This window comes from Nocardia neocaledoniensis, assembly GCF_029868625.1.
In the GTDB taxonomy this organism is placed as follows: Bacteria; Actinomycetota; Actinomycetes; order Mycobacteriales; family Mycobacteriaceae; genus Nocardia; species Nocardia neocaledoniensis_A.
The window spans coordinates 15,064-37,780 of sequence record NZ_JARWOJ010000336.1 but is presented as its reverse complement, the minus strand read 5'-3'; the positions used below and the strand labels follow the sequence as shown (position 1 = coordinate 37,780).

The window sequence follows — 22,717 nt, the reverse complement described above, 5'->3', positions numbered from 1 at the left end:
CACCGAGGCTGTGGCGAGCTCGGGTGGCGCGGTCGGCGCGTCGAAGGTGACCCGGCGGGCCTGCGCGCCGGCCGCCGGGCGATACACCTCCGGTTACTCGGTGCGCGGGCGGTTCCGGCTCGGCTGCGCGTCACCGTTTTCCGGCGTGTCGTCCTCGGGGCCGTCGGGCAGCCTGCGCGCGCCGTTGGCGACCTCGACGACGAGATCGTCATAGCCGCAGGCGAGTTCGTGTAAGCGCGTCTGCGCGGCGCGTAGTTCGGCCTCGGCGCCGCACGCCAGCGCCCGGTAGGTGATCGCGGCGAAGTGGGCCATCCGGTCGACGACGGCGCCGATGCTCTCGGTGTGCATGGGCGCGGTCGTGGCGGGCCGCGGTGAGCGCAGCACCACCCAGCGATCGATCTCGCACACCAGATGCGCCCGCTGCCAATCGATCTCACTGGTGTCGCCGGGCACCAGCTGTTCGCGGCGTTCGTGCAGGCCGGCCAGTTCGTGCGCGGCGTGCAGGACCGGATCGCTGGTTCCGGCGAATCCGCACACCGCCCGCATCATCTGGGCACGGTCCGGCAGTACCGGTTCCTGTCCGGGCTCACCCGATGAACCGCCGTCCGTGTCCACTGTTGCCGCACCGTCCTTGTCGTCTGGTTTGCACCGCTCCCGATGGACATTCGTCTCGGCGGCGACATCGGATAGGTCGAACAGAAAACCGGCCGCGAACAGCGATGCTGCTCACGGCCGGTCGAAATCCTCAGCGCGGGACCGTCACAGGCTGCGCGCGATGATCTCCTTCATGATCTCGTTGGTGCCCGCGTAGATCAGCTGCACGCGGTTGTCGACCCACATGCGCGCGATCGGGTACTCGTTCATGTAGCCGTAGCCACCGAAGAGCTGCAGACAGGTGTCGGCGATCTGCATGGCCTTGTCGGTGCACCACCACTTGGCCATCGCGACGGTGGGGATGTCGAGTTCGCCGCGCAGGTGCTTCTCGATGCAGTCATCGATGAACACGCGCGCGATGCGGGCCTCGGTGGCGACCTCGGCCAGCTTGAACTTGGTGTTCTGGAAACCGAACACCGGGCGGCCGAACGCCTCGCGCTCCTTCGTGTAGCGCAGCGTGTGCTCGAGGGCGACCTCCATGCCCGCGACCGCGCCGTGGGCCACGATCAGGCGCTCCTGGGGCAGCTGCTGCATCAGCTGGATGAAGCCCTGCCCCTCCTGGCTGCCGAGCAGGTTGGTCACCGGGACGCGCACGTCCTCGAAGAACAGCTCGGAGGTGTCCTGGCCCTTCTGGCCGATCTTGTCGAGCACGCGGCCGCGACGGAAACCGGGGCGATCGGCCTCGACCAGCACCAGCGAGACACCGGAGGCGCCCTGGGTGGGGTCGGTCTTGGCGACCAGGATGATCAGGTCGGCCTGCGCGCCGTTGGTGATGAAGGTCTTGGAGCCGTTGATGACGTACTCGTCGCCGTCCCGGATGGCCTTGGCCTTGACGGCCTGGAGGTCCGAGCCGGTACCCGGCTCGGTCATCGCGATGGCGCCCACGACCTCACCGCTGGCCATCTTCGGCAGCCACTGCTTCTTCTGCTCCTCGGTGCCGTAGGCGAGCAGGTAGTGGGCCACGATGCCGTTGTGCAGGCTCACGCCCCACGAGGTGTCGACCGCGCGGGCCTGCTCCTCCATGAGGACGGCCTCGTGCGCGAAGGTGCCGCCACCGCCGCCGTACTCCTCCGGGATCGACAAGCACAGCAGGCCGACTTCGCCCGCCTTGTTCCACAGGTCACGGTCCACGTGGTGCTGCTCGCGGTACTTGTCGATATTCGGCACGAGTTCCTTGGCCATGAACGCGCGGGCGAGGTCGCGCAGGGCGTCCAGGTCCTCGTTCATCCAGCTCGACCGATTCGCGGCCATCGAGTCTCCTTACGGCTCGGCACAGCACTGGCTCAGGGGTGACCAGTGGTTACAGGTACAGTGTGACCCACTATTGGCGACGTGGCAATAGTGGGTGTGTCGCTCGCGGCGCGCCGGTTTCGGGCAGCGGTGTGGCACCATCGGTTTCGCACGAGCGGGTGTATGGACTATTAATGGCGTGTGCCGTTCACACGTGTGGTCACCCGTCTGCCGTCGCGATGCCGGGTCGGTGGTCGGTCATGACCGTCGAGTCTCCCGTCGAAGACGACGTCAGCCAGCTCGCCCAACGCGTCGAACGGGCGCGTGGGCGCCTCGCCTATCAATTCGATCCAGCGCTCACCGACGCCCTGTCCGAAGACGAGCTGCGCGCCGAGCGCGAACTCGCCGAGCGGATCCGGGAACAGGATCGCGAACAACGCTGGAAACACACCCAGGCAATGGCCCAGGCCTCGGACCGGGCAAGGCAGACCACCGAAGCGATCGAGAAGGCCGACATGCGAGATCTGCTGCTCGCCAGAAAGGCGATGGCCGCTCAGCGGCGCGAATCGAGCCCGCACGCGAAGCTGGCTTCGCTGTATCGGCACCGGTCGTGGTCGCTCAAGGCGCTGGCGGGCGTGGTCGGCGCCGGCATGCTGTGGTCGGCGGTCAACGTCCAGCAGAACATCGCTCCCGGCGGCCCGACCGATCCGCTGTTCTGGTTCAGCTACCTGCTCGAGGCGATGATCAGCGTCTGCCTGATCATCATCATGGTCGGCACCAACAAGGTCGCCGAATGGGGCGTCATCGACAACCGGCGCCAGGTCGCGCTGGCCGAGATCGCCCTGCTCGGGCTCACCGTCACCCTCAACACCTATCCCTATGTGCGCGACGGCCGTTGGTACGACGCGGCCGTGCACGCGGTGGCGCCGGTGATGATCGGTGTCGCGCTGCTCATCCACGACGCGGCCAGCGCCCGCTACGGCCTCGCCATCACCAGGGCGACCAGCCAGATCAGGGACATGCCCGACCCGGCCGAGAATCTGCTCAACCGGCAAGCCGTGGAAGGGGTCCGGCTCACCTACACCCCGCCGATGACGGGCGCCGCCAGGGCCGAGGCGTTCGCCGCCGACCAGGCGGCGGCCACCGCGCCGGTCACCCGCGAACCCGCGTGGACACCCACCGAGCCCGTCGGCAACGGCAAGCCGACGGAGAAGCGCAAGCGGTTCGGCATCGGCAAGCCCTCGGCGGACAAGGCCAAGAAGTCCGTGGTGCCGCCCGCCGCGACTCCGGCGCCGGTCGTCGAGGCGAGCAAGCCGGACGAGCCCGCCAAGCCCGCCGAGGCGGTGCCCGCGGCGCGCAAGAGCGCGATCTCCGATATCGAGGCCCGCGTCGAGAAGGCCTTCGCGGAGGCCAACTTCGGCTACGAGGCGATCGAGCCGGTCAGCGTGTACGACACGGGCCAGTTCCGCATCGCCGAGAGCCTGGAGCAGGAGCTCAACGCCATGCGGGAGGCCCGCCGTCAGGCGCGCAAGGAGCGTGCGGGGTCCTGACCCTGTCCAGTGAGAGATCCTCGCTGAGCGGCTGATTCGCGCTCGCTACGACCACACCTGCGGTTATGGTGCAGCGCATGAACGGGCGTTGGGCGGTCTCCGCCACGGTCGGTGTGCTGTGCGGATACCTCAGCGGGTACGTCATCGGGCACACGCGAACGAACTACGCCGTCGTCGTCCGCGACGGGCGCGCGAGCTGGTTCGGTTCGGGACCCGGCGCCGCGGCCGTCGTCGCCGCGCTCATCGCGGTGGTGGTCGTGGTGGTGCTCGGCCGGTTCCGGGCCCGCTATCTCGTCGCGGTGGCGGCCGGCTTGGCCGGTCTGGCGATGGTGGTGGCCATCGCCACGCTGCAGTCGGCCGGAACCTGGTCCGAGCCATGGGTTCTCGGCAGCATCGGCGCCGGGCTGCTCATCGCGGTCGCGGTGATCCGGCCCGCCGCGCAGGTCTGGTTCGTCGTCGGGTCGGTGATCGCGGTGCTCTACGGCGCCCGCATCGACGAGAGCGTGGCACTCGCGCGCCGCTACGCCGACTACCTGCCCACCCGGACCGTGCCCGACCTGCCGGAGAGCTGGCCGCTGCTCGTCGCGGCCGTGATCGCCTTGCTCACCGCGGGTTTCGTGGTCGGCCGGGAGCGGATCGAACCGGTGACGGGTGGCCGCGCGGTGGCCGTCGGCGCCGGAATCCCGTTGGTGATGGGTGCGCTGATCATGGTGGTCGGTCAGCTGCCGGGCAATCCGTCGGTCACGGTGGCGGTGCTGGCGGTCGCCGGGACGGTCGCGGTGAGCTGGTGGTTGCCGCGCGCCGACGCGATCTTCGCGCTGACGATGCTCGCGGTGTCGGCGGCGATCGCGGTCGACCCGTCGGTGACGGTCGGCCCCGGCCGGGTCGGTCTGTCGATCCAGGTGGGGGTGCTCGTCCTCGGTGCGCTGGTCGCGATGGTGGCCCGCAGGGCGTGGTCCGACACCGCCGGCGACGCCGCGGCGGCCACTGATGGCCGGTGGGCACCGGTGGCCTGCATCGGGCTGCTCGGTCTGGTGACGCTGAGCGGACTGGCGCCGGTGCTGTTCGCCGACGCCACCTTCACCGACGTGGTCTTCCGCTACGTGCTGCCCGCCGCCATCGGGTTGGCGGTGGGCGCGAGCCTGCCTGCCGGGCCCCTGACGGTGATCGCGGTATCGGTGTTCCCCGTCGTCGCCAGGTTGTTCGAGAACAGCCGGGTCGCAGGGGAACTGGACACCGGATGGACCGCCTACGTCCCCGACACCTACTCCGTCGCCACCGACACCGAGCTGCCCATCATCGCCGCCACCGTGGTGATCCTCGGCTGTGCCCTGCTGGCGGCACGCAGGCGACCCGCGCCCGTCGACACGGACCAGTGCTGACCAGTCGGTCAGCCGAAGAGGCCGCCGCCGTGGCCTGCCGACTGGCCGCCGCCGGTGCCGCCGATGAGCCCGCCGGGCGGCAGCTCGGAGGGCTGCACGATGACGAAGCCGCGGCCGGAGAACGCGAGGGTGCTCGCCTCGCCGGTGCTGCGGCCCATCAGCCTGCCGAGGCCGAAGGAGTCGTTGCGCTTGATGCCGGTCTGCAGGCTCGACGACCATGCGACCGCGGCGTTCGGGTCCGCGTAGGTGGCCTGGTCGACGGTGAGGACGACGGGGGTGCCGTGGGTGGTGATGGCGATACGGCCCTGGCCCGTGAACACGCAGTTGAACAGACCGGCGTTGGAGGCGTAGCCCGCCGCGCCCTGGACCCGGCCGATGTCGTAGCGCAGGGTCGAGTCGAAGGCGAGCACGTTGGCGCCGTTGATGGTGAGGCCGTCGGAACCGTCGAGGTCGATGATGTGCACGTCGGCGGCGCTGTTGGCCAGGAACAGGTCACCGCGCCCGGTCACCTTCATCAGCGGCACGCCCTCACCGGTCAGGTGCTGCCGGATGGCGCGGCCGATGCCGCCCGAGCCGAGCGCCTGGAACTGCAGGTCGCCCTGGTAGGCCACCATCGACCCGGCGCGGGCCATCACCTCGCCGTTGAGGCCGACCTTGACCATCTTGCCGCCCTGCTTCTGGATGCCGAGGCCGGTGACCTCGGCGTGCGAGGGGTTGAAAAGGTCGCTGTGCACGGGCTGGGCTCCTTGCTGGGAGGCGTACGAGGGTTGCTGCTGTGCGGGGGCCGCCGGATGGGCGGGCGGTGGGGCGAACTGGCCGGGCTGCTGCCCGAAACCGGGCTGACCAGCGGGCGGCGGAGAGCCAGGGGCCTGCGGCAGGCCGGGTGGCGGTGGGAAGCCGGGCGTGGCGGGGTAGGGCTGGCCCGGCGGCGGGAACTGGCCCGCAGGAGGGACGGCAGGCGCGGGCTGATGCGGCAGCGGAATCGGTGGCTGGGCGGGTGCGCTCGGCGACTCGGGTTCGTCGTCGAGGTTCACGCCGAAGGCCGAGGCGATCCCGGCGAGTCCGTCGTCGTAGCCCTGACCGATCGCGCGCACCTTCCACGCGCCGTTGCGGCGGTAGATCTCCACGCACACCACACCGCTCTCGGTGGTGAGCCCGGGAATGGTGAAAGTGAGGGTGTCGGAACCGGATCCGATGGTGGCGGTGAGCTGGCCGACCGAGGCGAAGGTGGCCGGGCCGCGCCCGTCCAGGCTGGCGGTGACCACCACCTTGTCGACGTCGGCAGGCAGCGCCGAGGTCTGCACCTGCACCACATCAGGCCCGCCGTTGCCGTGCCGGTACACCACGCCGGGTCCGGTGGGCTGGTTGAAGAACACGAAGTCGGCGTCGGAGCGCACCTTGCCCGCGCTGTTCAGCAGCAGCGCAGAGACGTCGACCGAGGCCGAACTCGCCACGGTGACGGTGAGCTGATCGCCGGGCGCGGGCCGGTTCTCACCGGGTGCCAGCGCGGTCACGACACAGCACCCGAGGCTCGGGTGGATTGTCCGATTCGCAAGTGATCCACGGACTCGATAGTGCCGTGTGCGCGGCCGCCGCGCCAGCGCGGCCCGTCGGGCTCGGCGTGTGCCCGCGTGGCGCGGTTTGCCACGAAATGGCCGGTGTGAGAGCTTGGAACCGAGCCCGCATCGATGCGCGCTCCCGGACGAGAGGGCCGTACCCGGCGTGCGACAAGACGACCCACGGAGGTCGTGATGTCTGTGGCGTGGATCGTGCTCGTGGTGTCCGGTGTGCTGGAGGCGGTGTGGGCCACCGCGCTGGGCAAGACCGAGGGTTTCACCCGGTTGGTGCCGACACTGGTGTTCGCCGTGGCACTGCTGGCCAGCATGGCGGGGCTCGCCTACGCGATGCGCTCGCTGCCGGTCGGCACGTCGTACGCGGTGTGGGTCGGCATCGGAGCCGTGTTGACCGTCGTCTACGCGATGGCGACCGGTGCGGAACCGGTGACGGTCATGAAGGTGGTCTTCCTGGTGATGATCGTCGGCGGCGTGGTCGGGCTGAAAGCTGTCCATTGATCGAGTCGTTACCGCTGCGAACGGCCCTACCGCGCAGTAGGCTGCGGCCATGAGCTCCGCCGTCCATGGATTCACCGATGACGCACTCGGCACGTCGGACGCGGTGGGACTCGCCGCCGCCCTGCGCGCGGGGGAGGTGAGCAGGGCCGAGGTGATCGCGGCCGCGATCGCGCGGACCGAGCGGGTCGACCCCAGCCTGGACGCGGTGCAGCTGGCCTGTTTCGAGCGGGCGACCGCCGCGCCGGAGACCGCGGGCGTGTTCGCGGGCGTGCCCGCGTTCGTCAAGGACAACACCGACATCGCCGGGCTGCCGACGTGTCATGGTTCGGCCGCGTTCACCCCGCGTCCGGCCACCGCGACGGCCGGTCCCGGTGCGCAGTTCCTGCACTCCGGCGTGGTCGTGCTCGGCAAGTCGACGCTGCCGGAGTTCGGGCTCACCGCCAGCACCGAATTCACCTACCGGGCGCCGACGCGTAATCCGTGGAATCCGGAGTACTCCGCAGGCGCGTCCTCGGGCGGCTCGGCGGCGCTGGTGGCGGCGGGCGCGGTGCCGATCGCGCACGCCAACGACGGTGGGGGTTCGATCCGGATTCCCGCGGCCGCCAACGGCCTGGTCGGACTCAAGCCCACCCGCAACCGGCTGCTCGACCAGCCCGGCGCCAGGCAGTTGCCGGTGCACTTGGTCGCCGAGGGTGTGCTGACCAGGTCGGTGCGCGACACCGCGCACTATCTGGCCGCCGTCGAACAGTACCGGCCGAATCCGAAGCTGGCGCCGATCGGGCTGGTCGAAGGGCCGGGCGCGCGCCGGCTGCGGATCGGGCTGATCACCGAAGATGTGCTCGGCAGGCCCGTACACCCCGACAACGGCGCGGTTCTCGCCTCCGCGGTGGCGATTCTCGGCGGTCTCGGGCACGAGATCGTGGAGACCCGGCTCGACGTGGATCAGCGCTTCGTCGAGGACTTCAAGCGGTACTGGGCGGTGATGGCCGGTGCGATGACGCTCTCGTTCCGGCTCGGCCACCGCGGCCACTTCGACGCGGGCAAGCTCGACCCGTTCACCAGGGGCCTGATCGGGCTGACCACCCGCAATCCGCTCGGCGCCGCCGCGGCGGCCTGGCGGCTGCGCTCCGGAACCGCCGCCTACGACCGGCATTTCGCCGATGTCGACGTGCTGCTCACCCCGGTGCTCTCGCACCCGGCGCCGCGGATCGGGGAGCTCGCGCCCGGCCAGCCGTTCGAGGACTTGTTCGTCAAACTGGTCGACTACGTGGGTTTCACGCCGCTGAACAATGTCGGCGGCGGGCCCGCGGTGTCGGTGCCGCACGGGCTGCTCCCGCACGGGCTGCCCGGCTCGGTGCAGTTCGCCGCCCGTCGCGGGGACGAGCGGACCCTGCTCGAACTGGCTTACCAGCTGGAGGCGGCGAGCCCGTTCCCGCGCATCGTCGACAGTCCCGCCGCCGAGGGCGCCGCCTGATCAGCTCTGGCGCACCGCGACATTGATCGGGCGCAGCCGCCCCGGGCTCACGGTGCCCGCCTCGAACGCCCAGTGTTCGCCGTGCCAGCCCGGGAATTCGGCGTGCCAGCGGCCGATCAGCCGCGGGTCCTCGAGCGAGGTGATGACACCGGCCGAGCCGGTGTACTGCAGACGCTCGTACTTGTGCCGGGTGATGGTGTCGACCGTGGCGAGCGTGGCGAGTGAAGACATGACGATCCTGTCGGGAAACGAGATGGTGGCTGACGTGACGAGAAGCCCCGGACTCCAGTGGCCCGGATGCCGCGGTGGCGCGTCACCGCTCGATGCCGAGTATGCCGCGCGCTGTGAGACTACGCGCACACTTTTGAAAATCCTGTACTCCGAATTAACGGATACCTGTCATCGAACGGTAGCGGTCACCAGGACGGCCGGACCCGCCCCGGCGTGACCACCCTGGCGAGGCTGTTCCTGAGCTGCGCGAGGGCGTTCGGGCCGAGCGTGTGCGACCAGCGCGCGGCGAATTCGGCGAGCGCGGCGTCGGCCGCCCGCGTGCACGCCCAGCCGCGATCGGTGAGCGTGATCAGCCGGGCGCGGGCGTCCCGTGGATGCGGATTGCGGTCGGCGTAGCCCTTGGTGACCAGTTCGTCGACGAGCTGGCTCGCCGCCTGCTTGGTGACGCCGAGATGCTCGGCGATCTCCCCGATCGTCGCGCCGTCGGGCGCCATCCGGACGAAGGCGAAGCCGTGCGCGGGCCGCACGTCGGTGAATCCCGCCGCGATCACCCCGGCGTTGACCGCGTCGGTCACCTCGGCGGCCGCGGCCAGCAGCAGCAGGGGCAGATCGCCGGCGGGCGCGGGGTTCTCGGGCACGGCCGACATTCTGGCACTTGACATGTTGGTCAATCTACTTGACTATATGGACAAGTTGCTTGACTTTATGAGGAGCCGAACATGCCAGTCATCCGCGCCGACCAGGCCGAGGTCCACGAGATCCACAACGCCCGCTTCACCTCGCTCATCCGCCCCGGCCGCGGTAGTGCCGAGATCTGTGTCTGGCGGACCGAGGTCGCGCCAGGGTCGGAGGGGGTGCCGCACCGAATCCTCGGCGAGGAGGCCTTCGTGCTGCTCTCCGGCGAGGTGGTGATGACGATCGACGGCGAGTCGACGCCGATGACGCCGGGCGACGCGGCGGTCGCGCCGGCGGGTGCCACGATCGGGCTGAGCAATGCGACGACCGCGCCCGCGGTCCTGCTCGTCACCGTCCGGGCCGGGTTCGCCGCGGAGTTGCCCGATGGCTCCACTTTCGTCCCGCCCTGGGCGTCCGCAGCCGTCTAGCTGGCTGTTCCGAAGCCAGAACTTGAAAGTTTGGTCGCCCGAACAATATAATTCTGGAATGAAGGTTGGGTTTCGGGTCGCCGCCGCGACTGTGCTGAGTGTTCTGGCGGTCTCGCTCACCGCCTGTGGGGGAGTCGCCGCGGAGGACGACGGGAAGAAGGTGGTTCTCACCACCTTCACCGTGCTCGCCGACATGGCGCGCAATGTCGCGGGGGAGCACCTGCGGGTCGAGTCGATCACCAAGGCGGGCGCCGAGATCCACGGCTACGAACCGACGCCGGGCGACATCAAGAAGGCCGCCAAGGCTGATCTGATCCTGGACAACGGCCTCAACCTGGAGGCCTGGTTCGCCCAGTTCGTCGCCGATCTCGACGTCCCGCACGCGGTGGTCAGCGAGGGCGTCGCGCCGATGGACATCAGCGAGGACGCCTACCGCGGCAAGCCCAACCCGCACGCGTGGATGTCGCCGGTGAACGCGCAGATCTACGTCGACAACATGGTCCGCGCGTTCAGCGACCTCGACCCCGAACACGCCGAGGCCTACCGCGCCAACGGCGCCGCCTACAAGACCCAGCTCGGCGCCGTCCGCGACGACCTGGTCGCGGCCGTGAACACGCTGCCCGCCGATCAGCGGGCCCTGGTGACCTGCGAGGGCGCGTTCTCCTACCTCGCTCGCGACGCCGGGCTCACCGAGAAGTACATCTGGCCGGTCAATGCCGAGCAGCAGGCCACCCCGCAGCAGATCGGCGCCACCATCGACTTCGTCCGCCAGCGCGGCGTGCCCGCGGTGTTCTGCGAGTCGACGGTGTCCGACGCGCCCATGCAGCGGGTCGTCGAGGCCACCGGCTCGCGCTTCGGCGGTGTCCTCTACGTCGACTCGCTGTCGGAGGCCGACGGCCCGGTGCCCACCTACCTCGAGCTGATCCGGCACGACGCGACCACCATCGCGACCGCACTCGCCGGGGCGCCGCGATGACCACCGCGCCCGTCGTCGAGATCCAGGACGTGACCGTCCACTACGGTGACGTCCTCGCCCTGGACAATGTCGAACTGACTCTGAAGTCCGGCCGGGTCTGCGGCCTGATCGGGATGAACGGCTCGGGTAAGTCGACGCTGTTCAAGACGATCATGGGCCTGGTCACCCCGGATCGTGGCCGCGTGCTGATCAACGGTCGCCCGCCCGCCGCCGCGCGCAAGGCGGGCAGCCTCGGTTACGTGCCGCAATCGGAGGACGTGGACTGGACCTTCCCGCTCTCGGTTCGCGATGTCGTGCTGACCGGCCGCTACGGGAAGATGGGGTTCACGCGCAGGGCGAGCAGGGCCGACCGCGCGGCGGTGGCCGACGCGCTGGCCAGGGTCGATCTCACCGACCTCGCGGACCGTCAGATCGGCCAGCTCTCGGGCGGCCAGAAGAAGCGCGCGTTCGTGGCCCGCGGCATCGCCCAGGAGGCCACGATCTTGTTGCTCGACGAGCCCTTCGCCGGCGTCGACAAGCGTTCGGAGGCCACCATCACCAAGCTGCTGCGCGACCTGGCCGCCGACGGCGCCACCATCCTGGTGTCGACCCACGATCTCCACGCCCTGCCGCAACTGGCCGACGAGGCGGTGCTGCTCAATCGCAAGGTGCTCGAGCACGGCGATCCCGACGTGGTGTTGCGACCGGAGAACCTGGCCAAGGCCTTCGGCCTGGACGTGGACGAGTGAGGACACGATGAGTCTCGAAGAGTTCTTTCTCGACCCGCTGCGCTACGAGTTCATGGTGCGCGCGCTGGCGACCACCGTCACCGCGGCCGTGGTGTGCGCGGTGCTCTCGTGCTGGCTGGTGCTGATCGGCTGGTCACTGATGGGTGACGCCGTCTCCCACGCCGTGCTGCCCGGCGTGGTGCTGGCCTACATCGTCGGCTGGCCCTTCGCCGTCGGCGCGGTGATCTTCGGCTTCCTCGCGGTCGCGCTGATCGGCGTCGTGCGCGACACCAGCCGGGTGAAGGAGGACGCCGCCATCGGCATCGTGTTCACCACGCTGTTCGCGTTCGGCCTGGTCCTGGTGTCGGTGACGCCGAGTCAAACCGACCTGAACCACATCGTGTTCGGCAACCTGCTCGGGGTGGGCCGCGGCGAGATGGTCCAGATCATGATCCTGGCCGCGATCGTGCTGACGGCGCTGGTGCTCAAACGCCGCGACTTCACCCTCTACGCCTTCGACGCCACCCACGCCCACGCGATCGGCCTGAATCCGCGCGTCCTCGGCACCGCGCTGCTGGCGCTGCTCGCGCTCACCTCGGTGGTGGCGCTGCAGGCGGTCGGCGTGGTGCTGGTCGTGGCGATGCTGATCATTCCGGGTGCGACGGCGTATCTGCTCACCGACCGGTTCGCCCGCATGCTGCTGATCGCGCCGACGGTGTCGGTGGTGTGCGCGGTGACCGGGCTCTACATCAGCTACCACCTCGACACCGCCGCGGGCGGCATGGTCGTGGTGACCCAGGGCGTGGCGTTCACGCTGGTGTACCTGTTCGCGCCGCGGCACGGCATCATCGGGCGCCGGGTCGCCGCGGCGCGTGCCAGGGCGAAAGCTCCTGTCGCGAGCTGAATTTCGGCGAAAACGCGCCGCGACGGCCGTCCGCGCCGCACGATGTCGGTGGAACGTGTTTCAGTCGTGCGTGAAAGGTCGTCTCGGATGCTGGGTCTCGGGATAGTCGATGCCGCCGCGCTGTCGGCGGACGCGCCGGACGGTCGGCCGCGCCCGGTGCGGCGAGCCGCGCAGCTGGCGGCGTGGCAGGCGGTCTACTGCGTGGTGCTCGCCGTGGTCACGGTGGCGGCCACGGTGCTGATGCCCGAGGACTCGCCGCTGCCCGGCTATCTGGGCATCGCCCCGCTCACCGCCGTCGCGGCGCTGCTGCTCGCCCTGCTCACGCTGGGGTTCTCGGTGCGCTCGCGCTACGCGCACGCGGCGGGCTGGTACGCGGCGGCGCTGGTCGTGCTGATCGGGGTCTTCGGCCTGCTCGCCCTGCCCGCCGTCGTGCTGTCGGTGGCGGTGATCGTGCTGCTCGACCGGCCGGCGGCCAAGGACTGGTTCCGGGTGGAGGACACGCCGGAGCCGCTCGCCTTCCGCGACCACACCACCCGGGTCCCGGCACTGCTGCGTCCGCTCGCCGGTCCGCTCGGCGCGGGCTGGAAGGTCCTGCTCGCCGAAGGGTGACCTCGATTCCTGTCGGTCCCGGCTGGCAGGATGACGGCCATGGAGGTCACTGGGGAGGATGTTCGTGCGGTCGTCGCGTCGCTACCCGAGACGGTCGAGCAATTCGCCTGGGGCATGCCCATTTTCAAGGTCGCGGGCAAGCTGTTCCTGACGCTGCCCGAGGAGGAGACCTCGATGGCGGTGCGCTGCCCGATCATCGACCGCGACGAACTGGTGCTCGCCGAGCCCGCGAAGTTCTGGATCGCCGACCACGAGGCGAACAACCCGTGGGTGCGGGTGCGCCTGGCCGCGCTCGACGATCGCGAGGAACTCACGGCGATCGTCACCGACTCGTGGCGGCTGGCCGCGCCGCGGGCGCTGCTGGAGGACGCCGGGAGCTGACCGGTAGGCTCGGAGCTCCTATGGCACTCAGCGCAACCCTGCACCACTTCGCCGTCCAGCTCGCCGACGTCGACCGCGGCGTCTACGAGGACCTCGAACTGCGGGTCGCCCGCCATCCCTCGGAGACGCTCGAGTACATGCTCACCCGCATCCTCGCCTACTGCCTGCAGTACGAGGAGGGCATCGCGTTCAGCGACGGCGGCATCTCGGCCACCGACGAACCCGCCGTCCAGATCCGCGACCTCACCGGCCGCACCACGGCCTGGATCGAGGTCGGCGCCCCCGACGCCGAGCGGGTGCACCGGGGCAGCAAGCTGGCGGGTCGCGCCGCCGTCTACACCCATCGCGACCCGGCCAAGGTGCTGGCCCAGTACGCGGGCAAGAAGATCCACAACGCCGAGTCGATCCCGCTCTACAGCTTCGACCGCGCCTTCGTCGACGCGGCCGTCGCGCTGATCGACCGCCGCAACACCGCCACCCTCTCGGTCACCGAGGGCGTGCTCTACCTCGACCTCAACGGGACGAGCCTGCGCTCGGAGATCACCGAACAGCCGTTGGCCTGAGTCGCGGGAAGACCCAGGGCCACCCGGTTACGCTGACAAGCGACGAAGCGGAGGAACGGGTGACCAGCGTGATGAGCCGGGTGGTGATCCCGCGATACCTGCGGCTGACCCGCGCCAACAGTGCCTACATCGATGCCGACGCCGCCAGGGCGCGGGTGCTCGAACGCAGCCTGCGCCCGCTGTCCTACGCGCCGCCGCGCCGGCTGCGCGGTGTCGAGGTCACCGTCGCCGAGGTGGACGGCTGGCCGGTCTACACCCTCACCCCGGCCGACGGGGTGTCGCGCGGCGGGCTGGTCTACGCCCACGGCGGCGGCTGGGTGGGCGAGATCGCTTCGCAGCATTGGCATCTCGCGGCCAGGCTCGCCGCCCAGGTAGGTCTCACGGTCACGGTGCCGATCTATCCGCTCATCCCCACCGGCACCGCCGCGGCGGTGATTCCCCGGGTGGCGGAGCTGGTCTCGGCGAGCGGCGAACGGTACGGCCCGACCTTCCTCGCCGGTGATTCGGCGGGCGGCCAGATCGCCCTGTCCACCGGTCTGCACCTGCGCGACACCGATCGACCCGCGCCACCGCGGATCGTCCTCATCGCGCCCGCCCTGGACCTCACCCTGGAGAACCCGCAGATCGAGCTGGTGCAACCGCGTGATCCCTGGCTCGGCAAGCCGGGTGGCCTGGTGTTCGGAGAGATGTGGAGCGGGACGCTGCCGATGACGGACCCGATGGTGAGTCCGCTGTTCGGCGAGTTCACCGGCCTCGGCCCGCTCACCGTGTTCACCGGTACCCGCGACATCCTCAACCCCGATGCCAGGCTGCTGCTCGGCAAGGCGCGGGCGGCGGGCGTCGACATCGACTTCCACGAGGGCCACGACCTCGTCCACGTCTACCCGCTGACTCCCAGCCGGGAGGGCGAGCTCGCCCGACGCCACATCGTGACCACCCTGCGCGCCGATCTCGACCGGCTCAGCGCTGGGCGAGGTGGTGGTTGAGCAGGATGGTCAGCTGGGTGACGGCCTGGTCGAACGGGTGGGCCGACTTGAGTGCCCGGCTGTGCACGATCGTCCCCTCGATCGTGGTGAGCAGGAAACCGGCGATGGAGACCGCGCTGGACCGCTCGATCCCCGCGGCGACGAGCCCGTCGGCCAGCCGGGCCGTCCACTCGGCGAAGGCCTGACCGGCGATCGACTGCACGTCGGGGTCGAGTTCGTCCAGGGCGGCGGCCATCATGAACGACCCGGCGCGGTAGTCGGACTTCTCCAGCGGGATACGCCAGAAGGCGAACAGGTCGGTGAGCCAGTGCTGGGCCGACGGCGCGGTCTGCAGGGCGTCGGCCATGGCGCTGACGTGCGAGTACACCAGTCGCGACACGATGCGGGCCGCCGTCTGCACCAGCTCGCCCTTGCCGGAGGGGAAGTGCTGGTACAGCGAATTGCGCGAGGTGTTGCTGCGTTTGAGGAGTTCACTCAGCGCGGCGGCGTGGACGCCGTGCTCCTGGACGGTACTGATGGTGTGTTCGATCAGTCGGGCGCGTGGTCCGGCCGCCATCCGATTTCCTCCCAAACCCTTGATTGAACCGATCGGTCCATGTTAAACCTGATCCAGCGTGAACCGATCGGTTCATTTGGAGAGGATGCCATGCCCACCCCCATCGCCACCGCAGTTCCGGTCACCCATACGGGAATTCTCGGCCTCGGCGTGTACCGCCCGCGCCGGGTCGTGCCCAACGCGGAGATCGTCGACGCCATCGATTCCTCGGACGAGTGGATCCGGACCCGCTCCGGCATCGCCGCGAGGCACTGGGCCGAGCCCGACGAGACCATCGTCGGGATGAGCGTCGCCGCCTCGCGCGAGGCGCTGAAGGCGGCGGGCGTCGACGCGGCCGAGATCGACGTGGTCGTGCTCGCCACGTCCTCCCAGATGGTCCTCGGGCCCTCGGCGGGCGCGGTGGTCGCCACCGAACTCGGCATGCACGACACCGCCGCCTACGACGTCTCCGCCGGGTGCGCCGGGTTCTGCTACGCGCTGGCCGACGCGGCGAATCTGGTGCGCTCCGGCCAGGCCCGGCATGTGCTGGTGATCGGCGTGGAGCGGCTCTCTGACCTGCTCGACACCACCGACCGCAGCTGCGCGTTCATCTTCGCCGACGGCGCGGGGGCGGTCGTCGTCGGCGCGGCCGAGCAGGAGGGGATCGGCCCGGTCGCCTGGGGTTCGGACGGTAGCCGCACCTCGGCGATCAAGCAGGACAAGGACTTTCAGGAGTATTTCGCGGAGGTCGCCGCGGCGGAGGCCAGTGGCGGCACGTCGGTGCGCCCGTACATCCGGATGAACGGCACCGAGGTCTTCCGCTGGGCCGTCACGTTCCTGGAGAAGGCGTGCCGTGACGCGCTCGACCGCGCCGGCGTCGCCGCGAGCGAGCTCGACGCCTTCGTTCCGCACCAGGCCAACATCCGCATCACCGACGCCCTGGTGCGCACCCTCGGCCTGCCGGACACGGTCGCCATCGCCCGCGACATCATCGAGACCGGCAACACCAGCGCCGCCTCCATCCCGATGGCCATGGAACAGCTCATCCGCTCGGGTGGCGCGAACCCCGGCGACACGGCCCTGCTCCTCGGGTTCGGCGCCGGCCTGGCCTACGCGGGCCAGGTCGTCCATCTGCCCCCGATCGCCTGAGACTCCGGCGATCGGCGCGGGATCGAACGGGCTCAGGCGGTGGGCTGCGGCGTGCGCTGGGACTTCTTGTCTCGGACGGGGATCGCGTAGGCCGCGCCGTCGCGGATGCCGAATTCGAAGCGGCAGGGGAACAGGGAGGGTAGGCCGGTGGAGCGTAGGTCGTAGTTCGCCGCGAGGGTCTGCATGGCCCAGTTCTGCAGCGAGTCCGGCAGGCGCAGGGTGGTGCCGTCGACGCAGGACACGTAGGCCTGCGTCCGCTCGCCGTCGATGGGCAGGGGGTTGCGCAGACCGACCGCGCCGACTTCCAGAATCCGGCCGGCGTTGTGGGCGGAAGAGACGCTCGGCAAATCCAACTCGATGTCGTCCATGCGGGAAACCGTAACGCAGCAACTATCCAGGGAACACGGAAATCGAGAGCCCTTGACCGATCTTCGCAAACCTCGCCGCGGTGGGTGTGATCAGCGTGGGGCCGTCCAGACCTGAGCCATGGTGAACGGCTGGCCGCGCAGGTGGGCCCACTTCGGTTTCACCGTCAGCCAGGTGTCGTCGACCAGCGCCTCGCGCAGCTCGGTCAGCCGCAAGCCCGCACCGACCCCGGCGGTGACGTGGTCGCCGACCAGGTGCAGATGGGTGCTGATCGCCAGCGGCTCACCGGACACCGTCGTGTAGTGCGTCGGCATCCCCGTGACCATCATGAACTGCGGGTGATAGCTGACCAGCACGAAACGGCCGCCGGGCGCGAGCAGGCGGCGTGCCTCGGCGTAGAACGGCGCCAGCTCCGGCAGGTGCTCGTCGACCAGCGCCGAGATCACCAGATCGTAGGCGCCGCCGGGCAATCCGCTGTCGCGCACATCGGCCCTGGTGAGGGTGGTGTGTGCCGCGCGCTCGGCGGCCAGTGCCAGCATCCCCGAGCTGGTGTCCACCCCGTCGATCTCGGCGACACCGTGCGCGCGCAGCCACCCGCCGGTCCGCCCGGTTCCGCAGCCGAGGTCGGCGGCCCGCGCGATCCCGCCCCAATCCAGGTCGAGCCGTTCGAGCAGGGCGAGGTCCATCTCGTCCATGACGGTCTGCTCGTAGGTCGCCGACCACCCGTCGTAGCCGGTGACCGCGTCCACCGTGCGATAGTTCCGGCGATCGAAGTCCGCGAAGCTCGGCATGTCGGCCAGTATTCCGCATGCCTCTATCGTTGACGGATGAGTGGATCGACCGTGCTCGGCGCCAGGGCGCTCAATCGCGCGACGCTCGCCCGCCAATTCCTGCTCGACCGCGCCGAGGTCCCGGTGCTCGACATGATCACCCACCTGTGTGGTGTGCAGGCGCAGGAGCCGCAGGAGCCGTTTCTCGGATTGTGGTCGCGGGTCAGGGATTTCGCGCCGAAGGAGCTCGACGCGCTGCTCACCGGCCGTCAGGTGGTGCGCGCGCATCTCATGCGCCGCACCGTGCACCTGGTCAGCACGGCGGACGCGCTGGCCTGGCGGGCCAGGCACGACGGCATGCTGCGCCAGCGCGTACTCACCACCTACAAGCGAGAGCTCGCCGGGGTCGACGTCGACGAGCTCGCCGCCGCGGCGCGCGCCCTGCTCGCCGACGGCGAACCGCGCTCGATGGGCGAGACGGCCAGGGCGCTGGCCGACCGCTGGCCCGAGGCGAACCCGAGGGCGGTGGGGGAGTTGGTGATCGCGGCGCTCGTGCCGACCGTGCAGTTGCCCCCGCGCGGGCTGTGGCAGGTCAGGGCGGGGGTGCGCAACACGCCGGTCGAGCAGTGGCTCGGTCGTCCGGTCGACCCGCCCGCTCCGGCGGGCACCGACCCCGTCGGCGCGGAGCTGGTGCGGCGCTACCTGGCCGCCTACGGCCCGGCCGCCTCGGCCGACCTGCGCGCCTGGTCCGGGCTGACCGGCCTGCCCGCCGCGGTGGCCGCGGTGCGCCCGGAGCTGATCACCTTCCGCGACGAACGCGGCCGCGAACTGCTCGACCTGCCCGACGCGCCGCGCCCCGACCCGGAAACCCCGGCGCCGCCGCGCTTCCTGCCCGCCTTCGACAACGCGATCCTCGGCTACCACGACCGCAGCCGGATCATCGACGACGCCGATCGTGGCCTGTCGGTCGCCGGCGCGCGCGTGGTGCTGGTCGACGGTCGGGTGTCGGCCTCGTGGACCGTCGATGACGGCGTCGTGACGGTCGCCCCGCTGCGCGCGCTCACCCGTGCGGAAGCGCGGGACGTCACCGAAGAAGGCCAGCGCATGGCAATGTTCTTGTCCGGCAACGACAGTGACCGCGTCCGCATCGTGTGACAGTCGCGCACGGAAATATTGCGATCAGTTTGCGATGACTGTCATATCGCCGCAAAGAGCCCGAAAGGTTCCCGTCTCGCGAGCTTCATCGTCGGGCCGTGGCGCGGTCCTCGGCGCGCCACCGGCGGCCGGAAAGCTCGGCTGAGCCGTCGACGCGCCCCGTACGGGTGGCCTGCGTCGGCAGGTGTGACCGCTCGAACCTGATGAGGGGAAGTATGAGAATCAACCGTATTCGCGGTACCCGTGGCCTGCGCGCCGCCGGCACCGGTGTGGCCGTGCTCGCGCTGGGCGCCCTGGTGGCCGGTACCGCGGGCGCCGACGCGTTCGTCCCGCTGCCCGACGGCGAGCGGGCCGGACCGGGTGTCACGGTGAAGCGAACCGGTGAGCGCGCCCTGGTCTCGCCGTCGCTGGCCGCCAACGGCGCGGGCCGCGTCGCCTGGGTCTCCGGCACCGTGACCGCCGACGTCACCGCCACCCCCGAGGGCGAGGTCGGCCCCTACAACGGCCCGGCCGACAAGCCCGGCTCGAACAACTCCTCCACCCACGGCGCCTCGCAGCTCAACACCGGCTACATCGTCGGTTGCCAGGTGGCGATCGGTGACGACGCCATCTCGGCGGGCCTGTCCGGCGGCATCGACCTGTCCGGCGGCAGCCTCGGCGGCTCGGTCGGCCTCGATCTCGGCCCCGGCGAGGTGAAGTTCGTCCAGATCGAGAAGAAGGACATCCTGAAGGCAGGCACCTACTCGGTCGAGTACCAGGACGTCGAGATCGAGGTCCAGGGCTGCGGCGGCTACGCGCAGGCCCGCTCGTACAGCGTCGTGGAGATCATCGGCGACCACTACTCCAAGACCACGCTCTACGGTGCTCCGTTCAGCATCGGCTGAGCGCCCGCAGAGTCCGACTTCGATCCGAGGAATGACACACATGATCGACCGTAAGAATTCGGCCCGCCTGGCCGGTCTGGCCGGTGCCGCCGCCGTGACGCTCGGCCTGCTGTCCACCGGTGCGGCCAACGCCGACACCTTCGTCCCGTTGCCCGGCGGCGAGGTCGTCAAGACCCTGTCCGACGGCACCACCGTCACTGTGCGCCTGGTCGGCGAGTCGGCCAACATCAACCCGTCGATGGGTTCGACCCCCGTGCACCGCAACGCCTGGGTCTCCGGCAGCGCGCAGGTCGAGGTGGCCGGTGACAACGCCAAGGGCGGCAAGATCTACCCCGGTTACGTCGTGGGCTGCCAGGTCAACATCGACGGCGGCGGCGTCGAGGGCGGCGTCGAGGGCGAGAGCAGCTGGGACGGCGAGGACGTGAGCGTCGGCGCCTCCAGCGGCGCCGAGCTGAGCCTGGGCCCCGGCCAGGCCACCTCGTTCTACGTGCTCGACATCGAGAAGGCCGACGACTACGGCAACGAGGACCACGGCACCAACAACAAGTTCAAGGGCAAGAGCGGCTCGGTGACCTGGGCCGACTCCACCATCGGCCTGTCCGGCTGCGGCGGCTACGCGCAGGCGCGCGCCTTCGTGAAGGTCAAGGTCGAGACCGAGAACGTGAGCTCGACCGTCACGCTGTGGGGCCAGCCCTTCAGCATCGGCTGATCTCGGCCACACCCGACAGTGGGCCCGGTGCGACACGCGCCGGGCCCGCTGTCGTCGGTCGGGGTGTGGTCACCGGAATCGGAACTCGCCCAGGGCATCCGGACATCTGGCCCGTCGGCGGCGGTGGCCGCGCGATGGTCGTCCTCCTCCGAACCGGCGCCGCGACGACCCGATCCGGTGACCGGCACCGAGAATCCCAACGGTTCGTTGCGATGACTCCGTCGGCTACTTTGCGATCGTGTGACAAAGGGTTTCTATCGCCGGAATAGTCAGCACGAATCGCGCGCCACCGCCCGGGCGATCAACGCAGCACAGGGTGCCGTGGTGCCCGGCGACCGTCTCGGCGACGAGCGCCAGGCCGATGCCGGTGCCGCCGGTGGCCCGGGAGGCGGTCACGAAGCGCTCGAAGATCCTGGTCCGGTCGACGGCCGGCACCCCGGGCCCCGCGTCGTCGACGATCACCGCGATGTCCGTGCCGCGGCGTTCGACCGCGACGCCGACCAACCCGCCACCGTGCCGGTCGGCATTGGCGAGCAGATTCACCAGCGCGCGTTCGAGTTCCATCCGCCGCCCCCGCACCGTTCCCTGGTCGCGAACGTCCAGCAGTTCCGGCGCCGCGTCGCGGCTGGCCAGCAGCTGGGTGAGCAGTTCGGCCAGCGACAGCGGCGCCGGATCGGAGCGATGGATGCCCGCCTCGGCGCGCGCGAGGGCGAGCATGTCGTCGAGCAGGCCGCGCAGATAGGCCGTCTCCTCCTCCAACAGTTCCAGCGCGGCCCTCGGACGTTCGGACAGTTCCTCGCGATAGCCGGCGAGCACGGTCGTGGTGGTGGTGAGGGTGGTCAGCGGGGTGCGCAGTTCGTGGCTGAGGTCGGAGACGAGGCGTCGTTCCCGCTCGATCCGGTCCTGCAGGGCGTCGACCATGGCGTTGAACGCGTCGACGGTCGTCGACAGGTCCTGGTCCGGCGAACTCGGCAGGCGCAGTTCGTGTTCCCCGGAGGAGATGCGCGAGGCGGTCGCCGCCACCTGCCGCAGCGGGCTCAGCGCGCGGTGGGCCGCCCACGCGCCGACGGCACCCGCCACCGTCACCGACAGCGCCGCGCAGGCGAGCAGGATCGTGCGCAGCATCCGCAGGGTGGACTCGAGCTCGTTCAGCGGCGCGAACTCGTAGAGGACCGCGCCGTCGTCGACCGGCGCCCACACCCGCAGGTACGGCTCGCCGCCGATCCGCACCCGGGTCGCCGTCTTCGGGATGGGCACGGCCGGATCGATGACCGGCGGCGTCACCGTGGTCAACCCGTCGTCGGCGCCGGCGATCGACCACCGCCCGTCCCGGTGCAGCAGCGCCAGAGTCCCGGTGGACAGGTGCAGCCGGTCGACGGCCTGTTCCCCGGTGACGCCGGGATGCTCGAGCCGCAGGCGCAGCAGTTCGGCGTGGATCTTGACCGCGCGTTCGACGCTGCGCACCCGCTGCGACTCCATGTAACTGGTGCTGATGCCGTACACCGAGCCGGCCAGCACGAGCGCCACCAGGCCCGCGCCGAGCACGAACGCGGCCATCACCCGGCCGCGCAGGCCGCGCGAGCGCCACGGCCAGGGAAGGGCTCGGTCAGTCTTGGACATCGAGCCGGTAGCCGAGCCCGCGCACGGTGACGATCAGCCGTGGGTCGGCGGGATCGCGTTCGATCTTGGTGCGCAGCCGCCGCACGTGCACGTCGACGATGCGTTCGTCGCCGAAGAACCCGCGGTCCCAGATCTTCTCCAGCAGCACCTGTCTGCTCAGCACCAGGCTGTCGTTCTGCGCCAGCTCGCACAGCAGCCGGAATTCGGTCAGGGTCAGGTGCACCTCGCCGCCGTTGAGGCGCAGCGAGCCGCGTTCGGGGGACAGGATCAGCCGCCGGTCGAGCGCGGCGTCGAGGACCAGTTCGGTGACGTCGCGATCGGTGGTGTTCCTGGTGCGACGTCGCAGCGCGCGGATGCGGGCGGTGAGCTCCTTGACCTCGAACGGCTTGGTGACGAAGTCGTCGGCGCCTGCCTCCAGCGCCGCCACCACGTCGTGGGTGTCGTCGCGGGCGCTGACCACGATGATCGGCACATCGTGCTCGCGGCGCACCTCCCGGATGCAGGTGAAGCCGTCCATGCCGCCGAGCATCAGGTCGACGATCATCACATCCGGCGCGCCGAGGTCGCGCACCTGGTCGAGCGCCGCCTCGGCGCGTTCGGCCTCGGCGACGACATAGCCCTCGTCCTCCATCGCCAGCCGCAGCGACGTCCTGACCCGGGTGTCGTCCTCGACGATCATCAACTGTGCGCTCATCACATACCCTTCG

Annotated in this window: 27 protein-coding genes and 1 riboswitch; of the genes, 17 read left to right on the top strand and 10 right to left on the bottom strand. The window is 70.2% G+C overall.

The window, feature by feature from the left end; all coding sequences use genetic code 11:
• Nucleotides 1–93: 93 nt before the first annotated feature.
• Both QH270_RS25985 and QH270_RS25980 read right to left on the bottom strand, forming a co-directional pair.
• The gene (locus QH270_RS25985) at nt 94–549 is read right to left on the bottom strand and encodes a DUF4254 domain-containing protein (RefSeq protein ID WP_280346697.1); all 456 of its coding nucleotides are present in this window, start codon (nt 547–549) and stop codon (nt 94–96) included.
• 210 nt (nt 550–759) lie between these two features.
• Entirely contained in the window at nt 760–1,905 is a 1,146-nt protein-coding gene (locus QH270_RS25980) for an acyl-CoA dehydrogenase family protein (protein WP_280346696.1), read from the bottom strand.
• 239 nt (nt 1,906–2,144) lie between these two features.
• On the opposite strand from QH270_RS25980, the gene QH270_RS25975 reads away from it, so the two are divergent.
• Complete coding sequence (locus QH270_RS25975) at nt 2,145–3,434, top strand: hypothetical protein (protein WP_280346695.1); 1,290 nt, start codon at nt 2,145–2,147, stop codon at nt 3,432–3,434.
• A 77-nt stretch (nt 3,435–3,511) separates the two neighbouring features.
• Nucleotides 3,512–4,816 (top strand): hypothetical protein, encoded by a 1,305-nt coding sequence (locus tag QH270_RS25970; RefSeq protein WP_280346694.1) that lies wholly within the window; start codon nt 3,512–3,514, stop codon nt 4,814–4,816.
• Between the two features lie 8 nt (nt 4,817–4,824).
• Here the strand turns inward: QH270_RS25970 and QH270_RS25965 are convergent, their stop codons facing one another.
• Entirely contained in the window at nt 4,825–6,330 is a 1,506-nt protein-coding gene (locus tag QH270_RS25965; protein ID WP_280346693.1) for an AIM24 family protein, read from the bottom strand.
• Nucleotides 6,331–6,489: 159 nt separating this feature from the next.
• Nucleotides 6,490–6,558, top strand: a riboswitch (guanidine-III (ykkC-III) riboswitch).
• 15 nt (nt 6,559–6,573) lie between these two features.
• On the opposite strand from QH270_RS25965, the gene QH270_RS25960 reads away from it, so the two are divergent.
• Nucleotides 6,574–6,888, top strand: coding sequence for a DMT family transporter (locus tag QH270_RS25960; protein ID WP_280346708.1), 315 nt, complete (start codon nt 6,574–6,576; stop codon nt 6,886–6,888).
• Nucleotides 6,889–6,937: 49 nt separating this feature from the next.
• Entirely contained in the window at nt 6,938–8,362 is a 1,425-nt protein-coding gene (locus QH270_RS25955; RefSeq protein ID WP_280346692.1) for an amidase, read from the top strand.
• Here QH270_RS25955 and QH270_RS25950 read toward each other — a convergent pair whose 3' ends face one another.
• On the bottom strand, nt 8,363–8,593 hold the full coding sequence (locus QH270_RS25950) for a hypothetical protein (protein ID WP_110041479.1): 231 nt from the start codon (nt 8,591–8,593) through the stop codon (nt 8,363–8,365).
• A gap of 185 nt (nt 8,594–8,778) precedes the next feature.
• Complete coding sequence (locus QH270_RS25945; protein WP_280346691.1) at nt 8,779–9,255, bottom strand: MarR family winged helix-turn-helix transcriptional regulator; 477 nt, start codon at nt 9,253–9,255, stop codon at nt 8,779–8,781.
• Nucleotides 9,256–9,312: 57 nt separating this feature from the next.
• Between QH270_RS25945 and QH270_RS25940 the strand changes: the two genes are divergently transcribed.
• From QH270_RS25940 to QH270_RS25905, 8 genes are all read left to right on the top strand, one after another.
• Nucleotides 9,313–9,696: a cupin domain-containing protein gene (locus QH270_RS25940; RefSeq protein WP_280346690.1), complete on the top strand. Its 384-nt coding sequence runs from the start codon at nt 9,313–9,315 to the stop codon at nt 9,694–9,696.
• A 58-nt stretch (nt 9,697–9,754) separates the two neighbouring features.
• Nucleotides 9,755–10,672 (top strand): metal ABC transporter substrate-binding protein, encoded by a 918-nt coding sequence (locus tag QH270_RS25935; protein WP_280346689.1) that lies wholly within the window; start codon nt 9,755–9,757, stop codon nt 10,670–10,672.
• Nucleotides 10,669–11,400 (top strand): metal ABC transporter ATP-binding protein, encoded by a 732-nt coding sequence (locus QH270_RS25930; protein WP_280346688.1) that lies wholly within the window; start codon nt 10,669–10,671, stop codon nt 11,398–11,400. Before QH270_RS25935 ends, QH270_RS25930 begins: the two co-directional genes overlap by 4 nt.
• Before the next feature lie 7 nt (nt 11,401–11,407).
• A complete protein-coding gene (locus QH270_RS25925; protein ID WP_280346687.1) occupies nt 11,408–12,283 on the top strand; it encodes a metal ABC transporter permease in 876 nt (291 codons plus the stop codon).
• Nucleotides 12,284–12,370: 87 nt separating this feature from the next.
• Nucleotides 12,371–12,892: a hypothetical protein gene (locus QH270_RS25920; protein WP_280346686.1), complete on the top strand. Its 522-nt coding sequence runs from the start codon at nt 12,371–12,373 to the stop codon at nt 12,890–12,892.
• A gap of 39 nt (nt 12,893–12,931) precedes the next feature.
• Nucleotides 12,932–13,273, top strand: a complete 342-nt coding sequence (locus QH270_RS25915; protein WP_280217024.1) for an MmcQ/YjbR family DNA-binding protein — start codon at nt 12,932–12,934, stop codon at nt 13,271–13,273.
• 20 nt (nt 13,274–13,293) lie between these two features.
• Nucleotides 13,294–13,836, top strand: coding sequence for a YaeQ family protein (locus QH270_RS25910; RefSeq protein WP_280346685.1), 543 nt, complete (start codon nt 13,294–13,296; stop codon nt 13,834–13,836).
• Between the two features lie 59 nt (nt 13,837–13,895).
• On the top strand, nt 13,896–14,822 hold the full coding sequence (locus QH270_RS25905) for an alpha/beta hydrolase (RefSeq protein WP_280346684.1): 927 nt from the start codon (nt 13,896–13,898) through the stop codon (nt 14,820–14,822).
• Here the strand turns inward: QH270_RS25905 and QH270_RS25900 are convergent.
• Entirely contained in the window at nt 14,797–15,378 is a 582-nt protein-coding gene (locus QH270_RS25900) for a TetR/AcrR family transcriptional regulator (protein WP_280346683.1), read from the bottom strand. The two genes, QH270_RS25905 and QH270_RS25900, sit on opposite strands and share 26 nt — an antisense overlap.
• 90 nt (nt 15,379–15,468) lie before the next feature.
• Here QH270_RS25900 and QH270_RS25895 point away from each other — a divergent pair, with 90 nt between their 5' ends.
• A complete protein-coding gene (locus QH270_RS25895) occupies nt 15,469–16,506 on the top strand; it encodes a beta-ketoacyl-ACP synthase III (protein WP_280346682.1) in 1,038 nt (345 codons plus the stop codon).
• A gap of 32 nt (nt 16,507–16,538) precedes the next feature.
• Here QH270_RS25895 and QH270_RS25890 read toward each other — a convergent pair whose 3' ends face one another.
• Both QH270_RS25890 and QH270_RS25885 read right to left on the bottom strand, forming a co-directional pair.
• Nucleotides 16,539–16,874 carry a hypothetical protein gene (locus QH270_RS25890; RefSeq protein WP_280346681.1) on the bottom strand — a complete coding sequence of 112 codons (336 nt, stop codon included), beginning with the start codon at nt 16,872–16,874 and terminating at the stop codon, nt 16,539–16,541.
• A gap of 90 nt (nt 16,875–16,964) precedes the next feature.
• Nucleotides 16,965–17,663, bottom strand: coding sequence for a class I SAM-dependent DNA methyltransferase (locus QH270_RS25885; RefSeq protein WP_280346680.1), 699 nt, complete (start codon nt 17,661–17,663; stop codon nt 16,965–16,967).
• 36 nt (nt 17,664–17,699) lie between these two features.
• Between QH270_RS25885 and QH270_RS25880 the strand changes: the two genes are divergently transcribed.
• The 4 genes from QH270_RS25880 (at nt 17,700) to QH270_RS25865 (ending at nt 20,606) form a co-directional block, all read left to right on the top strand.
• A complete protein-coding gene (locus QH270_RS25880; protein WP_280346679.1) occupies nt 17,700–18,797 on the top strand; it encodes a winged helix DNA-binding domain-containing protein in 1,098 nt (365 codons plus the stop codon).
• A gap of 215 nt (nt 18,798–19,012) precedes the next feature.
• Nucleotides 19,013–19,681, top strand: coding sequence for an MspA family porin (locus QH270_RS25875; RefSeq protein WP_280346678.1), 669 nt, complete (start codon nt 19,013–19,015; stop codon nt 19,679–19,681).
• A 40-nt stretch (nt 19,682–19,721) separates the two neighbouring features.
• Nucleotides 19,722–20,390 carry an MspA family porin gene (locus tag QH270_RS25870; RefSeq protein WP_110041494.1) on the top strand — a complete coding sequence of 223 codons (669 nt, stop codon included), beginning with the start codon at nt 19,722–19,724 and terminating at the stop codon, nt 20,388–20,390.
• 27 nt (nt 20,391–20,417) lie between these two features.
• A complete protein-coding gene (locus QH270_RS25865) occupies nt 20,418–20,606 on the top strand; it encodes a hypothetical protein (protein ID WP_280346677.1) in 189 nt (62 codons plus the stop codon).
• 9 nt (nt 20,607–20,615) lie between these two features.
• On the opposite strand, the gene QH270_RS25860 is transcribed toward QH270_RS25865, so the two are convergent.
• Both QH270_RS25860 and QH270_RS25855 read right to left on the bottom strand, forming a co-directional pair.
• A complete protein-coding gene (locus QH270_RS25860) occupies nt 20,616–22,010 on the bottom strand; it encodes a sensor histidine kinase (RefSeq protein ID WP_280346676.1) in 1,395 nt (464 codons plus the stop codon).
• A complete protein-coding gene (locus QH270_RS25855) occupies nt 21,997–22,704 on the bottom strand; it encodes a response regulator transcription factor (RefSeq protein ID WP_280346675.1) in 708 nt (235 codons plus the stop codon). Before QH270_RS25855 ends, QH270_RS25860 begins: the two co-directional genes overlap by 14 nt.
• Nucleotides 22,705–22,717: the final 13 nt, after the last annotated feature.

Bases quoted from the DNA above. Each gene is read 5' to 3' on its own strand.
- QH270_RS25985 (WP_280346697.1), bottom strand. From the start codon at position 549: ATGATGCGGGCGGTGTGCGGATTCGCCGGAACCAGCGATCCGGTCCTG.
- QH270_RS25980 (WP_280346696.1), bottom strand. From the start codon at position 1,905: ATGGCCGCGAATCGGTCGAGCTGGATGAACGAGGACCTGGACGCCCTG.
- QH270_RS25975 (WP_280346695.1), top strand. From the start codon at position 2,145: ATGACCGTCGAGTCTCCCGTCGAAGACGACGTCAGCCAGCTCGCCCAA.
- QH270_RS25970 (WP_280346694.1), top strand. From the start codon at position 3,512: ATGAACGGGCGTTGGGCGGTCTCCGCCACGGTCGGTGTGCTGTGCGGA.
- QH270_RS25955 (WP_280346692.1), top strand. From the start codon at position 6,938: ATGAGCTCCGCCGTCCATGGATTCACCGATGACGCACTCGGCACGTCG.
- QH270_RS25950 (WP_110041479.1), bottom strand. From the start codon at position 8,593: ATGTCTTCACTCGCCACGCTCGCCACGGTCGACACCATCACCCGGCAC.
- QH270_RS25945 (WP_280346691.1), bottom strand. From the start codon at position 9,255: ATGTCAAGTGCCAGAATGTCGGCCGTGCCCGAGAACCCCGCGCCCGCC.
- QH270_RS25940 (WP_280346690.1), top strand. From the start codon at position 9,313: ATGCCAGTCATCCGCGCCGACCAGGCCGAGGTCCACGAGATCCACAAC.
- QH270_RS25935 (WP_280346689.1), top strand. From the start codon at position 9,755: ATGAAGGTTGGGTTTCGGGTCGCCGCCGCGACTGTGCTGAGTGTTCTG.
- QH270_RS25930 (WP_280346688.1), top strand. From the start codon at position 10,669: ATGACCACCGCGCCCGTCGTCGAGATCCAGGACGTGACCGTCCACTAC.
- QH270_RS25925 (WP_280346687.1), top strand. From the start codon at position 11,408: ATGAGTCTCGAAGAGTTCTTTCTCGACCCGCTGCGCTACGAGTTCATG.
- QH270_RS25920 (WP_280346686.1), top strand. From the start codon at position 12,371: ATGCTGGGTCTCGGGATAGTCGATGCCGCCGCGCTGTCGGCGGACGCG.
- QH270_RS25915 (WP_280217024.1), top strand. From the start codon at position 12,932: ATGGAGGTCACTGGGGAGGATGTTCGTGCGGTCGTCGCGTCGCTACCC.
- QH270_RS25910 (WP_280346685.1), top strand. From the start codon at position 13,294: ATGGCACTCAGCGCAACCCTGCACCACTTCGCCGTCCAGCTCGCCGAC.
- QH270_RS25900 (WP_280346683.1), bottom strand. From the start codon at position 15,378: ATGGCGGCCGGACCACGCGCCCGACTGATCGAACACACCATCAGTACC.
- QH270_RS25895 (WP_280346682.1), top strand. From the start codon at position 15,469: ATGCCCACCCCCATCGCCACCGCAGTTCCGGTCACCCATACGGGAATT.
- QH270_RS25890 (WP_280346681.1), bottom strand. From the start codon at position 16,874: ATGGACGACATCGAGTTGGATTTGCCGAGCGTCTCTTCCGCCCACAAC.
- QH270_RS25885 (WP_280346680.1), bottom strand. From the start codon at position 17,663: ATGCCGAGCTTCGCGGACTTCGATCGCCGGAACTATCGCACGGTGGAC.
- QH270_RS25880 (WP_280346679.1), top strand. From the start codon at position 17,700: ATGAGTGGATCGACCGTGCTCGGCGCCAGGGCGCTCAATCGCGCGACG.
- QH270_RS25875 (WP_280346678.1), top strand. From the start codon at position 19,013: ATGAGAATCAACCGTATTCGCGGTACCCGTGGCCTGCGCGCCGCCGGC.
- QH270_RS25870 (WP_110041494.1), top strand. From the start codon at position 19,722: ATGATCGACCGTAAGAATTCGGCCCGCCTGGCCGGTCTGGCCGGTGCC.
- QH270_RS25860 (WP_280346676.1), bottom strand. From the start codon at position 22,010: ATGTCCAAGACTGACCGAGCCCTTCCCTGGCCGTGGCGCTCGCGCGGC.
- QH270_RS25855 (WP_280346675.1), bottom strand. From the start codon at position 22,704: ATGAGCGCACAGTTGATGATCGTCGAGGACGACACCCGGGTCAGGACG.